Genomic DNA, 12,495 nt, shown 5'->3' on the forward strand with positions numbered 1-12,495 from the left:
CGGCGGGTCCCTTCCGCAGCGGGATCACCGGGACGGTCGGCCTTCCCCGCGAGCAACCCCTGCCATCGTGTGTCCCATGGGTGAACTGGTAGAGCGGGTCGATGAGCGGGATCAGGTCGTGGCGGTCGTCGACCGTGGGGAGGCGATTCGGGAGAAGTGGCCACACCGCGTGGCGACGATCGTGTGCCGTGACAGCGAGGGACGCTTCCTCGTGCACCGCCGTCCGGACGACGCGTCCCGCTTCCCGGGTCAGTTCAACTGGATGCTCGGCGGTGCCGTCAACGTCGGTGAGTCGTACGAAGAAGCCGCGGCACGCGAACTGGCCGAAGAACTGGGGGTCAGCTCCAGCCCCCGCCTCGTCTTCAAGTTCCTCTGCGCGGGCGCGATCAGTCCATACTGGCTGGGCCTTCACGAGGTCGTCATCACGACGCGGATTGAGCCCGACCCCCTGGAAGTCGCCTGGTGGAACTGGCTTACTGAGCCCGAGCTCGCGGTCCTCGTCCGGAGCCAGGTGTTCGTCCCGGACGCCCGTGAGGCGCTCGACCGCTACCAGGCGCTGCGCGGCTAGGTTCGTCATCGGCCTGCCGCCCTTGGGTTCATGGGGATCAAGACGTCGGTATGTGTGAACTCGTGCGCCTTCTCGGTCATGCGCCGGTTGGTGTCGGTCAGCCGGATCTCGGTGGCGGTGCGGATGTGTTCCACCAGGTTGATCCGGGATCCGACCTGCCAGATGGCGCGGCCGGGGGCGCAGATGTTGGCGCCGTCCGGGAGGGCCTTGCGGGCCCAGGCGGTCAGCCCCAGGTAGTCGGCCGTCACCTCGGCTTCGTCGCGGTCGAGGTGGTACAGCACCCTGGTCGCCGTCAGTTTCAGAATCGCGGCAGCCTCCGGAGCCTCTTCCAGCGAGAGGTCGGCGAGGTGGTGCAGCACCGCCCAGAACGACAACCCGAGCCGGCGCCCGTACCGCACGAGTTCCTCGAAGAGCCGGGCAACAGGTCGGTGGCTGAGGATGTGCCATGCCTCTTCGACGATCAGCGTCCGCTTGACGGTGTCGCCGGGCTTGATCCAGCCGAAGCGGATCCAGGGTCCGATGACCGCCATCAGCAGCGGCATGGCCTCGCCCTCACGCGGCAGGCGGGTCAGGTCGAACACGATGAGCCGGGCGTCGAGATCGATCCCCTCGCTAGTCGGGCCGTCGAACAGCCCGGCCAGTTCGCGTTCGGGGTTGCACAGCTCGTCCAGAGCGAGAGCCGCCGGCCGGCCCCACTCGGTGAGTTCGTCCGGGCCGACCCGCTGCTGTCCGAGCCGGGCCTGCCGAGGCGCGGTGAGCGCGTCGAGCACGTCGGAGAGGACCACCACCCGCTGCTGCGCGCGGGCCGTCGCCACCGCCATCCGGTGTGCCTCGGCCAGGGCGAACCGGGTCGTCGACGCCAGCGGGCCGCCGCTCAGGATCTCCATCATCGAGAGCAGCACCTTGAACTGGTGCTCCTGGGGGATGCGCGGATCGAGCGGATTGATGCGGACACCGTCGCGGGCAGCCGTGTCCCCGTACACCAGCCGGATCGGGGTGATGCCCAGCTCGCGGGCGATCCCGTCCCACTCCCCCGTGCCGTCCTCGCCCTGGGCGTCGAGCACGCAGAAGCTCCGGTCGCGGAACCGCAGCTGGCGCAGGACGTACGTCTTCTCCAGCGCCGACTTGCCGTGCCCGCTCTTGCCGAGCACCAGCACGTGCCCACTGGGGAGCCGGACGCGGGCCTTGGGGTCGTAGAGGATGAACGGATCGAAGATGTACGCCTTGCCGCTGTACGCCTCCCGCCCGATCACCACGCCCCGCGGATCCATGCCGGCGGCTCCGACCGCCGGGTACAGGCCGCACGCGTTGGCCGTGGTGGAGCGGATGGCGCGGCGGCGGGTCTGCGTCTGGGTGCGCAGCAGGTCCAGCACCACCGTGATCAGCGCCCTTCCGGAAGCAGGCCGCCGGCGAACGGCAGCGTGTTGGCGAAGGCGCGGTGGTGCTCGCGGTCGCACCACTCCAGGCGCAGGCCGCTGCGGGTGGCGGCGTGCCGGATGGTGTCGGCGTCGCGGCGCAGCGCCTCACCGCTCGGGGAGGTGACGGTCACCCAGCCGGTAAGACGGGTACCGGCGGCGCCGTTGGCGATCTCCCGCATGGTGGCGAGCGATGCCTGCTGGGACTTCTGCTCGCGCGGATCCTCGATCTTCCCTGCGCGCTTGTCGGCCTGGCCCAGCTCGTTGGTGGCATCGGCCATGGCCTCGGTGATGGCGCGTTCCGAGGGGACGAGGTCCATGGTCACGGCGACCGAGACGATGACGTCCTGGACGTACAGCAGCAGCGGAGCCAGGAAGTTCACCCCGGCGGGGAGCAGCGGCCACTCCTTGACCCACGCGGTTCGGGAGTGCCAGGCGTTCTCCGCCGACTCCCAGCTCCGGGAGACCATGTGGCCGGCGGCGCGCGCGTCCAGCTCGGCGGGCCAGGCGGTGACCCGGTCCATGCCGGTGGTGTCGTCGATCCAATGCCCGGGGTCGTACGCGTGGTGCAGGTACGAGGCCAGCGCCCCTTCGTCCAGGTTGCGGACGTGCCGGAGCTGTCCGCGCGCCAGGTTGCGGATGAACGCCTCGATCTCCTTGCCGAGCGCCACGGCGTATCCCTCGTGGAGGGTCGTGTACCGACGGGCCTCGGCCACCAGCTCGGGGGTGTACGGGATGCCCAGGGCGAGGATGAGCCGCCGGTCCTCTGCGGTAACAGCGACCTGGCGGATCAGCTCGGCGTACGAACGGTCGAGCCAGGTGGGGGCCTCCGGGTCGCGGCGCGCGGCGGCGTCGCGGGCGTGGGTGTTGGGGTCGGTGGGGATGATCCGGGTGATCCACTGGAGTCGGCGGATGCGACCGCCCCCGTCCGCAGTGGCCTTGAGCAGGAATTCGTACGCCTTGATCAGCGATTCCTTGTCGTCAGTGTCGAGGCTGCCGAAGTCGCGCATCGCCTCGACCTCGATGGCGGCCGTGAACATCCGCTCGTGCGGCTGGAGGAGGATCGCGATCTCGCCGAACGCTGTGCGGGCGGTGATCCACTCCAGGTCGCGCGGGATGCCGGGCGGTACGTCGATGGCGATGCGCCGACCGTGCCCGTTCCGGCCCGCGTGCGGTGCCCTGGACCGGTAGAGGAGGGAGCCGTCGCACAGGAGTCTGCGGTGGGTGCGGTTGATCTCGTACCACTGGAGGTACGTGCGCCCCCGGTAGGGCGCGAGAGCGGCCCAGGCGCAACCACCCGCGAAGAGGCCGAAGACGGCGATCTTAGGGATGGTGCCGCTGATCACCCAGGCTGCCATGAGGCCACCGGTGAATCCGGCGCCGAGCACCAGTTGTTCGTCGCCTTCCAGCCGGCGCCCGAGAAGTCCTCGTGGCCGGGGCCGGGGGAAGGAGAAGGTTCGGGCCATCGGTTATCTCCCGCTGTTTTCCGGTTGTGGTGGGGTGCCTGATTCGGGCTCGGCGGTGGGCTGCGGTCTCTGGCCGGGGCCTCGGTCCGGGGGCCGAGCGGTCTCCGGCGGGTCGGCCCAGGGATCGGCCGTGTCGGTGTCCGGCCGCTCGCGCTGCGCCCCAGCCGGCTGTCCCCGTTCTGGTGGAGCCGGAGAAGGCGGGATGTCCGGGGACTCCGCCCCGGAATCGCGGCTCTTCGAGTCGGCGGACTCCTCCTGAGTGGCGGTCTCCACGCCGCGCTCGGCGGTCCGTTCCACGTGCTCCTCGGCCGCGTCGACCGTCTTCTTTCCCGCCACGGCGACGGCGCCGACGCCGGTAGCAGAGGCCGCGGCTTCCCCTCCGCCGACCCCGGCCTCGGCACCTGCACCACCACCGGCGGCGTCCGCCCCCTCTCCTTCGCCGCTCTCGCCACCGAACCGGCCGCTGAGTTCGCGGAAGGTGTCCCCGCCCTTGGCTCCGAGGTTCTGGGCCCGGCCGGTGAACTCGTCCCGCGCCTGGTACAGCCCCTGGATGTCATCACCGAGCAGCGGAAGGAACTTCGACAGTTGGAAGGGCAGGTAGAGCGCCAGCCAGAGCAGGGCGATGGCGGTGAAGACCGTGGCGAAGGACTGCACGATCGACGTTTCGCCCCCGGCGTCGCTCGCGAGCATGCCGGTGGCCAGGGCGATCGTCGTGAGCACCACGTATTTGCTCGCGATGATCGCGCCCATGACCCCCACCCAGCGCTTCACGTGGCTCCACAGGCTCCGGTCGACGAGCCCGCTGAAGACCGTGGCGCCGAAGATGAGTCCGGAGAGGATGAGGGCGTCGCGGATGATGAGGATCATCCAGACCCCGGAGACGGCTGCGAGCAGCGCCAGAGCGAGGAAGGAGACGATGATCGGGCCGCCGGGCGTGACCATCAGTGCCGCCATCGCGGCGGTCACCGTGACGACGAGATCGGCACCGTCGTCCGCGACCGGTGCGAACATGGCCTCGGCCGCCCGGTCGAACAGCTCCGTCACATAGGCGATCGCGGCGGGAGCCAGCGCCGTGGCGACGACGGACAGCAGGAGGAAGCCGATCGACTCGGTCACCGCCTGAAGGGCGGGCGTCCCCTGGATCACCCGCTTGGCGACCGCGATCAGCCACAGGATCACGGTCAGGACCGAGGAGACGGCGAACGCCATGCCGTACGTACGCAGGAAGCCCGCGTCCGACCAGTCGATCCTGGTGGTCGACAGCAGCGCGTTCATCATCGCGCCGAACACGAACGCGACCGCGTCGTGGAACATCGCGGCCAGGTAGCCGACCGGGTCGCTGGCGAACTCGTACACCTCGCGGGCGTTACTCACGACATCGCACAGCGTGTCCGCGAAGGGGATGGAGTCGCACCAGCCGGTGCGTACCGCGGCCTGAGCCTGTCCGGCGACGAACAGCGTGTGCAGGCCGGTCAGAAGTCCGACGGTGATCACACGCCATCGGCCCTGGCCCGGATCAGCGGAGATAGGGAGGCGCATCGAACTCCTTGTCCGCGCGGCGGAAGTCGTCGACCGTGCTGGGCGTGCCGCCTCCGGAGGCGAGCGGCGTCGGACCGGGCTCGGAGCTGACCGCGGCGAGCTTCCAGTCGTCCTGCTGCCACTGAAGGGTGAGGGTGTAGGTGTTCCAGGAGGCGGAGACCGGCAGCGGGGCGCTCTTGCCGGTCGTGCCGATCACCCCGGCCACCCACACCTGGACGGTGGCTTCCCGATCGGAGAAGCCGCTGAGCCTGACCCCCATCGGCGCGGCTCGGGCGACGAGGGTGTCAGCGGCGCGCTTACCGACGCCGAGTGAGACAAGGGCCAGGTCCATGGCGGCGTCGTCGTTGCGTTTGAGGGTGGCGAGGGCATCGGAGGTCGCCATACCGGTCAACACTCGGCTGCGGGCCGATCGGTCCACGATGTACGAGACCGATGACCGGGCGAGCTGGTAGTTGACGGCGGCCCGGGTGGCGCCGGACTCGGTTCGGGGATAGCCGACCGGCGGCCCTTCGTCCGGTTCACGAGCGGCCGGGAGCGTCTCTCCTCCAGCGCCGTCCTCCACCGGGACGACCGCCGTGCGCTGAACGGAATCGTCGGGATCGGGAGACGGAAACGCATGCAGGAGGACAGCCAGCACCAGCAGGCCGACGAATCCCCCACCCGCGATGGCGGCGCCGCGCCACCAAGGTCTGCCTCCGACGCCCGGCGCCTCGTCGCTCTGGAGCACGGTGGTTCCGCGCCGTGGTTGTGACTGTACGTCCGGCATGCTCAGATCCCCATGCCGTAGACGATCGTGAAGACGGTCCCGAGGGACGCCACCACGAACGCCCCGACGAGGGCCGCGCCCACGTCCTTCTTGCCCTTGGACACCTGGGCGACGTCGTGCTGGCTCTCTCCGATCTTGATGTGGAAGGCACCGAAGGCCGCGCGGCCGAGAAGCGCCACGATGACGCCGGCCATGATCACCTGAACCACGGTGCGAGCGGTGTCACCCAGCGCGGCGAACGGACCCCAGTCCGGGGCCACGCCATTGACCAGACTTCCGATGCCGCCGTTGGCGGCCAGGACCAGCGTGTGTGCGAACGACACGTCACTGCCTCTCATCCATCGTCGGGATATACCCGGCATATACGGAATGCGGCACAACGTACCTGACACGTCGTTGTCAACACACGTTTATGCACCGGCGAGGCGTTACGCTGCAAAAAACTCGGTCCGATGATCTAGAGGGCCGTCTCCGATGCTTACCATTCGGGGCGACAACTCGTCGAAGCTATACACATTTGTTTACGGGGAGGACAGTGAAGACGACGCGCGCGACCGCCATGACGCTGCTGGCCGCCAGCTGCTCCCTGCCGCTCCTGATGACCCTGACCGTTGCCGGAGCCGCCACCCCTGGGGGCAGCGGGCTCTGCTCAGATCAACGTCCTCACCTCGTGGGCGATGGCGAAACGATCGCTGTGCCGCTCAGCCCCCAAGGGGCGCAGACCGATGCGAACTGGAGCGACGAGCAGGTCCGCAACGCGAACACCATCACCGACGTAGCCCGGTCCCGTTCCTTGCCACCCCGGGCAGCCGTGATCGCCGTCGCGACGGCCATGCAGGAATCGAGCCTGCACAATCTGCGCCACGGTGACCGGGACTCCGTCGGGCTCTTCCAACAGCGGCCGAGCCAGGGGTGGGGGACAGCCGCCGAGCTGAGGGACCCGGTGTACGCCTCCGGAAAGTTCTACGACGCGCTCCTGGACGTGTCCGGATGGGAGAGCGCACCACTCACCGAGGTCGCGCAGTCCGTGCAGCGCAGCGCGTTCCCCGATGCCTACGCCCGCTGGGAGAGGGCAGCCGGAAAACTCGTGGCGGAGAGCTGGGGCTCCAGCGCGACGACATCGGAATTCACCGCCTGCGCCGGTGAAATCGGCGACGAACCGACGGCGAACTTCTCCGCCACCAATCCCCGCTCTCCGGCACGAGCGATCGCCGCCGCGCGGGAGACCGCTGGAGAGACCGGCTGGTACCGGCGTTGCGGCCAGTTCGTCGCCGAGGCATACGGCTACGCGTACAGCGGCTCGGCCACGGCAGCGATTCATTGGGACCGGCTCCGCGCAATGGGTCTCACTCATTCCGGTGAAGAAGCCCCTCCGGCCGGCGCGCTCCTCTTCTACGAGACCGGCGAGGCCGCGGGGCACGTGGCCCTTTATCTCGGCAACGACCTGGTGGCGAGCAACGACATCATGGACAGCTATGTAGGAGAGGGCAAGATCGCGCTCGTTTCGCGACGGGAACTGACGGATGGCCAGTGGCGTTTGCGCTATCTGGGATGGGCCGAACCAGCATTCCCGGGAGCGGGTGGCACCAGCACCATCTGACCGGAGAATCACCGAAAGAAGGACCCCGCCATGAGCCTCATCCGTCGAGGGCGCACCGTTCTCTTCCTGCTTCCCTACGTTCTCATCCTCTCCGGCGTTCTCGTCGCCGGGAAGGCGGTCGGTTCGCCGGGAGGGACACCGGTGGTTCTCCAGGCGCTCATCGTCGTTTCCATCGGAGTCGCCTGGTCGTACGTGCGTGCCCGTCGCTCCTGACCTCCCGCCGTCAGGACGAGCGATAGGCTCTCCGCGACCGCTTACCGGAGGAGGGAGAAGCCGATGGCAGACGACGTCCGCCGGCCGAAGACCCTGGCGGAGAAGATCCAGTGGCTCCGCGAGCTGAAGACGCCCAGAGGCGAGCAGCCACCCTCCTACGAGGCGACCGCCCGGCAGGTTTCCGACAGCACGGGCATCAGCATCTCCGGCCCCTACGTCTGGGAGCTGGCCACCGGGCGCACAACCAACCCAAAGCTGCATCACCTTCAGGCGCTGGCGAAGTTCTTCGCCGTGCCGATCGGCTATCTCAGTGACGACGAAGCAGACTTCACGCAGCTCGAAGCGGAGCTGGAACTCCTCCGCACCCTCAAGCAGCGCGGCGTCCAGAACATCAAAGTGCACGGGGCTGCGCAGGAACCCGCCGACCTCGCCACGGTCCAAGAACTCCTCGGCCGTCTCAGGCAGCTCGAACTCACCGAGGACAACGAGGTGCGGGACCGCCTGAGGTCACTGGGCGCGGACCAGCGGGAAACCATCCGGGGTGTCCTCGACGACACGACGGTGCTCAGGGCTCTCGGGGACCCGGGCCTGCGGGACCTCACCCGCGCCGCCGCACCGCTCACCACTGAACAGGTCGCGACTGCGGGCGCGGTGGTCCGCGCGCCTCGCCTTCTCGACGCCGTCCAGGAGGACAGCGTCCGGGAGATCGCGATGGGGGCTGCCGTCCTCACAGAGCCAAGCCGAAAGGCCGTCCTCGCCCTCATCGCCCATCTCCAGCAGGTCGAAGAAGCAGCGTCCACGGCTTAGGGGAGACCGCCGACCGGCCACCCCAGGACCTCGGCGATGAGTTCGGGCGACAGGCTCGGCATGAGCCAGCTCGCGGCACGCAGTGCTTCCTCGCGTCCTCTTTCCCCACCAGCGCCACCCGAAGATGCCAATACCAGGTGGGTCACTCCTGCGGCATCACTTGCGGCCGAGATCGGCAACCGGAGGCTGTCGCCCTGATCCGTGCTCAGCCAAACGCTGACTGGCCCATGCCGTTTCCCTTGAGACGAGCCAGGAACATGGTCTTCGAATTCGGTTAGCACATTCTGCTGATCACACACTTTTCCCGCGACTGCATTCATGACTCACCTCAGATGCCTTCCGCGTCAAGAGCCGAACGCGCTCTGTCTATCTTGACAAAACACCCATGTCAACACAGAGTTGGCGAGCCGGGAGTTTTCGATCCCGTTTCTCGCGTGACGAGAAGGTTGAATATTTTCCCTTCTCGTCACGCGAGAAGGGAAACATCCTCCAGGGCAGCCACAGCAAACAGAAAGGCATGCATGGGATAGCGTTTCAGGAGAAAGGAGAAGATCATGCGAGCTATCACCATGGAAGAATTCGGCGGGCCGGAAGTCCTACGGCTGACTGAAGTTCCCGACCTTGAGCGGCGAGCCGGTCATCATATTCTCAACGTCATTCGTTCGGGAGTGAACTACGCCGACGTCCACGTACGCGGGAACACGTATCTCGCCCCGGTGGAACTGCCCTACATCCCGGGCAACGAGGTTCTGGGCACGGCACCGGACGGTCGCCGGCTGGTGGGTCTCACCCGGGGTGGAGGCTACGCGGAGCAGGCGCATCTGCACCGCCGCGTCGCCTGGGAGGTGCCGGACGACATCAGCGACGACCAAGCCGTCTGCCTGGCGCTCCAGGGCCAGTCGGCCTGGCACATCCTCTTCACCAGCGCCGGCGTCCAGGCCGGCGAGCGCGTGGTGATCCCCGCGGCGGGCGGCGGGCTCGGGTCGCTCGCGGTGCAACTGGCCAAGAACGCCGGAGCGAAGGTCATCGCGCTCGCCAGCACCGAGGAGAAGCGCCTTCTGGCCGCCAACCTGGGCGCGGACGCGACCGTGGACTCCACCACCGACGACCTGACCGGCGCGATCATGGAAGCGGCCGGTGGGCCAGTCGAGGTCGCGCTGGAGATGACCGGCGGGCCGGAGCTGCCCGCCGCACTCGCCGCCTTGGCGCCCCGGGGCCGGCTCGCCGTCTACGGCTTCGCCTCCGGACAGCAGGGCAATCTGCCTCTCCGTCTTCTGATGGAGAAGTCCATCACCGTCTCCGGCTTCTGGCTCCCCAGCCTCTACGGAGACCGCACGGCTCTCCCCGCCAGCATGGAGGAGCTGTTCAACGCGGTACGCACCGGCGACCTGCGCACCATCACGGGCGGGGTCTATCCCCTCGCCGAGGCGGCGGTCGCTCACACGACCCTGGCGACCCGTACCCACAGCGGGAAGCTGTCGTTGGACCCCACGAAGTGAGGGTGCTGCCTCGCCCGACCCGAGGAGACGCATGCACAACAACGCCGCCGCCTCATCCCGCTCCGGAGGAAGCGGCCACGCCGAGCGCGTGTTCCGCGTTCAACGCGCCTTCACCGACCTCGGCGGGAGCGTTCACGGTCCCGGAGAACTCGCGGAGAAGTCCGGACTGGACGACTCCACCGTCTTCCGCATCCTCCAGTCCGGCGTCTACCAGGGCGTCTTCGAACGCGTCGGGCGAGGCAGATACCGCCTCGGCACCAGCACCGCGCACCTCTCCCTCCACGCCCTTGCCCACGCCCCGGGCAACGGCGCGCACGCCGCCCTGGAGGAACTACGCACAGCGACCCACGGCGGTCTCGTACTGCTCTACATGCTCGCCCCGTTCAGCGGCGCGCACCGCCAGTGCGTCGACATGGCGGTAGGCGACTCGGACCTCGCCGAACTCGGCCTGACCACCCGGGAAGTCCTCACCGTCACCCGCTCCCTGCGCACCGGCGCGAGCGGGCGAACGATCCTGGCCTATCTCCCCGAGGGCATCCAGTACCGCGTTCTCGCCGAGCCCGTCCCGGATGGTGCCGGCCCCGGGGTCTACCGCGACAACGACGCACTCCTGCGCTCCCTCGCCGACATCCGCGACCAAGGCCACGCCACCGGCTACCAGGAGTGCATGCCCGGCTGGAACAGCTGCGCCGCCCCCATCCTCTGGCACGACTCGATCGTCGGCTCCACGCTCCTCCTCAAACCGGCCCACCTCATGCCGGAACCACCCCTCGCGGTGATCGAAGCCACCAAGACCACCGCCGCCAAGCTCAGCAGTTACTCGTCCACTCCGTTCCCCTTCAACTGAGAAGAACCGCCTTCGAGCACACACGTCCGGTGAACGAGCCACGAAGCAGAAAAGCTGCTGCTCCTGAACATCCGATGAGACAACTGTTTTGTCAGACCCTGCTGGTTCCATGGTCCTCGCGATGTCCGACCAAATGAGGAGCGAGCGGGCCACCATGCCACACAGCGACAGGCCAGCCAGGACTACCACAATCAGCCAACTCGTTGAAGTGCAGGGCGGGACAGAAGCCTGGGCAAAAGCGGAAGACGAGTTCGGAAAGCTCGGCTGGGGGTTGCGAGACCCCACTCCACGCGAACGACGTATCGCGCGACGTGCTTACGGCACCGATGGCGACACACGTTTCCATTGGGTGGACGTGCCAGTACCGGGTTCGCCTTGGCGGGCCCACAGGCGTGCATCATGGATGATTGAGGATGTGGGCCAGCGGGCCGAAGTTGTCATGCATGCCCGGCTCCCTCGGCGCAAGATAGCCGATCCGACGATGCAACCAGCGTGGCAAGTTTATTCCACCAAGCATCAGCCCCCGGCTCAACCGTCGGCTTCGTCGCCCCTTTGGACCCGGTCGCTTTGGCGAATACGACACCGAATTCACCAGACTGCTGTGCACCTCGGCGCGTATGACCTCCCCGGCGAACGCATTACCGGAAGGCGAGAGGCCGCACTGAGGGTGGCGAGGGAGATTTCTTCGGGTACCCCGCGTACTGACATCGATATCCGCCCGCTGAACGGACTGGGACGCCCGGGCACCGTACTGATCGGGGAAAAAGCGAATCAGACCGCAGGAATGATCTTCATAGGGCTGCTGCTCGCCAGTGGGTTTTTTCTCGTTGTCGCGCGTGAAGCGCCTACAGCGGGGAAAGTTCTGTTTGGCAGCCTTGCCATCACTTCGCTGGCAATCGGCTGGTGGAAGGCGCTGAAGCTTCCGATTGGGAGAAGCCGCCGCGAGACGGTTCTTATGGCCTCGATAAGTACTCTGGTGATCCTCTCAGTTTTCCTCGGAGTCCCGGGCCTTTCAGAGGGATGGTCCCGGAAGGACGCTGTTGTGCTCGCAGCGGCAGTATATTATCTAACGGGACTGGTTCTACTCGTCCGACGCTGGCGCTGGCAGGGACTTCTCGTTGGCGTGCTGCCTCTACTCGTCACCGTCGTGGCTGCTGCGCTACCGATAACCAGCAGAATGCTGCACGACATGTACGCCGACGCGCTCCTGCTCACCCCCAGTGAAACGGCAGTGAGCACGACTTGGCAACTTATGGCAGCTGTGAAGCTTCTATGGCCCACGCTACTTTCTGTACTTGGTGTCGGCGCCGGCTGGGGGCTACTGCGGTATCTCAACTACATTCGCCCAGGAAGCGTACTGGGGCTAAGTGTCTTTGCTTTCATCATGGTGATGGCGATATTGACGGCAGCCACCCATGCAATGGAATCGCCGCGTGATGCCGCATCCGCACTGCAACGCGCCGCGACCGACCGCACTCCAGCACCGCCTTATTTCGGTGTGCGCACTACCTGGTCTTGCGTTAGACCGACGGTGGCCTTGCCCGAACTCGCGGAGAAGGGAGGCCAGCTGAATCCCCGCCTTCCCTATCTTTCCTTTGGTATCGCGGACGGTCATGTCGTCCTGTGGAACGCGCATGCTGCCGCGCCGCTACGCATTCCGGCCGAACAGGTTCGGCTGACCTCGACGAGTACCTCGGAGCGCATCGAGGGCAAATGTCAAGATTATGAGCCTTCTGCCCGTTAATCACCCGTGGTGGCAGGACGTGGCTCGTTCG

12 protein-coding genes are annotated in these 12,495 nt (G+C 67.3%); 7 read left to right on the forward strand and 5 right to left on the reverse strand.

All coding sequences use genetic code 11. The annotated features are described in order from the left end of the window. Positions 1–76 precede the first annotated feature (76 nt). Positions 77–568 carry an NUDIX hydrolase gene (locus tag ACTFAP_RS11245; protein ID WP_500468958.1) on the forward strand — a complete coding sequence of 164 codons (492 nt, stop codon included), beginning with the start codon at positions 77–79 and terminating at the stop codon, positions 566–568. Between the two features lie 5 nt (positions 569–573). On the opposite strand, the gene ACTFAP_RS11250 is transcribed toward ACTFAP_RS11245, so the two are convergent. From ACTFAP_RS11250 to ACTFAP_RS11270, 5 genes are read right to left on the reverse strand one after another with little or no spacing between them, the layout of a single operon-like run. Then, positions 574–1,944, reverse strand: a complete 1,371-nt coding sequence (locus ACTFAP_RS11250; RefSeq protein WP_500468959.1) for a putative type IV secretion/conjugal transfer ATPase — start codon at positions 1,942–1,944, stop codon at positions 574–576. 5 nt (positions 1,945–1,949) lie between these two features. After that, positions 1,950–3,449: an SCO6880 family protein gene (locus ACTFAP_RS11255; protein ID WP_500468960.1), complete on the reverse strand. Its 1,500-nt coding sequence runs from the start codon at positions 3,447–3,449 to the stop codon at positions 1,950–1,952. Positions 3,450–3,452: 3 nt separating this feature from the next. Beyond that, complete coding sequence (locus ACTFAP_RS11260; protein ID WP_500468961.1) at positions 3,453–4,988, reverse strand: proline-rich domain-containing protein; 1,536 nt, start codon at positions 4,986–4,988, stop codon at positions 3,453–3,455. Beyond that, positions 4,966–5,715 (reverse strand): DUF8175 domain-containg protein, encoded by a 750-nt coding sequence (locus ACTFAP_RS11265; RefSeq protein ID WP_500468962.1) that lies wholly within the window; start codon positions 5,713–5,715, stop codon positions 4,966–4,968. The genes ACTFAP_RS11260 and ACTFAP_RS11265 overlap by 23 nt, the downstream gene beginning before the upstream one ends. Positions 5,716–5,756: 41 nt before the next feature. Further along, the gene (locus ACTFAP_RS11270; RefSeq protein WP_453856853.1) at positions 5,757–6,077 is read right to left on the reverse strand and encodes a DUF8827 family protein; all 321 of its coding nucleotides are present in this window, start codon (positions 6,075–6,077) and stop codon (positions 5,757–5,759) included. A 212-nt stretch (positions 6,078–6,289) separates the two neighbouring features. On the opposite strand from ACTFAP_RS11270, the gene ACTFAP_RS11275 reads away from it, so the two are divergent. The 6 genes from ACTFAP_RS11275 (at position 6,290) to ACTFAP_RS11300 (ending at position 12,464) form a co-directional block, all read left to right on the forward strand. Continuing rightward, positions 6,290–7,354, forward strand: a complete 1,065-nt coding sequence (locus ACTFAP_RS11275) for a hypothetical protein (protein WP_500468963.1) — start codon at positions 6,290–6,292, stop codon at positions 7,352–7,354. A gap of 30 nt (positions 7,355–7,384) precedes the next feature. Then, positions 7,385–7,567 (forward strand): hypothetical protein, encoded by a 183-nt coding sequence (locus ACTFAP_RS11280; RefSeq protein ID WP_500468964.1) that lies wholly within the window; start codon positions 7,385–7,387, stop codon positions 7,565–7,567. A 63-nt stretch (positions 7,568–7,630) separates the two neighbouring features. Then, a complete protein-coding gene (locus ACTFAP_RS11285; protein WP_500468965.1) occupies positions 7,631–8,374 on the forward strand; it encodes a hypothetical protein in 744 nt (247 codons plus the stop codon). Between the two features lie 668 nt (positions 8,375–9,042). Further along, positions 9,043–9,873 carry a quinone oxidoreductase family protein gene (locus ACTFAP_RS11290; RefSeq protein ID WP_500468966.1) on the forward strand — a complete coding sequence of 277 codons (831 nt, stop codon included), beginning with the start codon at positions 9,043–9,045 and terminating at the stop codon, positions 9,871–9,873. 31 nt (positions 9,874–9,904) lie between these two features. Beyond that, positions 9,905–10,720, forward strand: a complete 816-nt coding sequence (locus ACTFAP_RS11295) for an IclR family transcriptional regulator (RefSeq protein ID WP_500468967.1) — start codon at positions 9,905–9,907, stop codon at positions 10,718–10,720. A 154-nt stretch (positions 10,721–10,874) separates the two neighbouring features. After that, positions 10,875–12,464 (forward strand): hypothetical protein, encoded by a 1,590-nt coding sequence (locus ACTFAP_RS11300; RefSeq protein ID WP_500468968.1) that lies wholly within the window; start codon positions 10,875–10,877, stop codon positions 12,462–12,464. Positions 12,465–12,495 lie beyond the last annotated feature (31 nt).

Source organism: Streptomyces sp. PH9007, assembly GCF_059813725.1.

Excerpts from the sequence above, each read along its gene's own strand:
- ACTFAP_RS11285 (WP_500468965.1), top strand. The coding sequence starts at position 7,631 with ATGGCAGACGACGTCCGCCGGCCGAAGACCCTGGCGGAGAAGATCCAG.
- ACTFAP_RS11280 (WP_500468964.1), top strand. The coding sequence starts at position 7,385 with ATGAGCCTCATCCGTCGAGGGCGCACCGTTCTCTTCCTGCTTCCCTAC.
- ACTFAP_RS11260 (WP_500468961.1), bottom strand. The coding sequence starts at position 4,988 with ATGCGCCTCCCTATCTCCGCTGATCCGGGCCAGGGCCGATGGCGTGTG.
- ACTFAP_RS11295 (WP_500468967.1), top strand. The coding sequence starts at position 9,905 with ATGCACAACAACGCCGCCGCCTCATCCCGCTCCGGAGGAAGCGGCCAC.
- ACTFAP_RS11245 (WP_500468958.1), top strand. The coding sequence starts at position 77 with ATGGGTGAACTGGTAGAGCGGGTCGATGAGCGGGATCAGGTCGTGGCG.
- ACTFAP_RS11255 (WP_500468960.1), bottom strand. The coding sequence starts at position 3,449 with ATGGCCCGAACCTTCTCCTTCCCCCGGCCCCGGCCACGAGGACTTCTC.
- ACTFAP_RS11300 (WP_500468968.1), top strand. The coding sequence starts at position 10,875 with ATGCCACACAGCGACAGGCCAGCCAGGACTACCACAATCAGCCAACTC.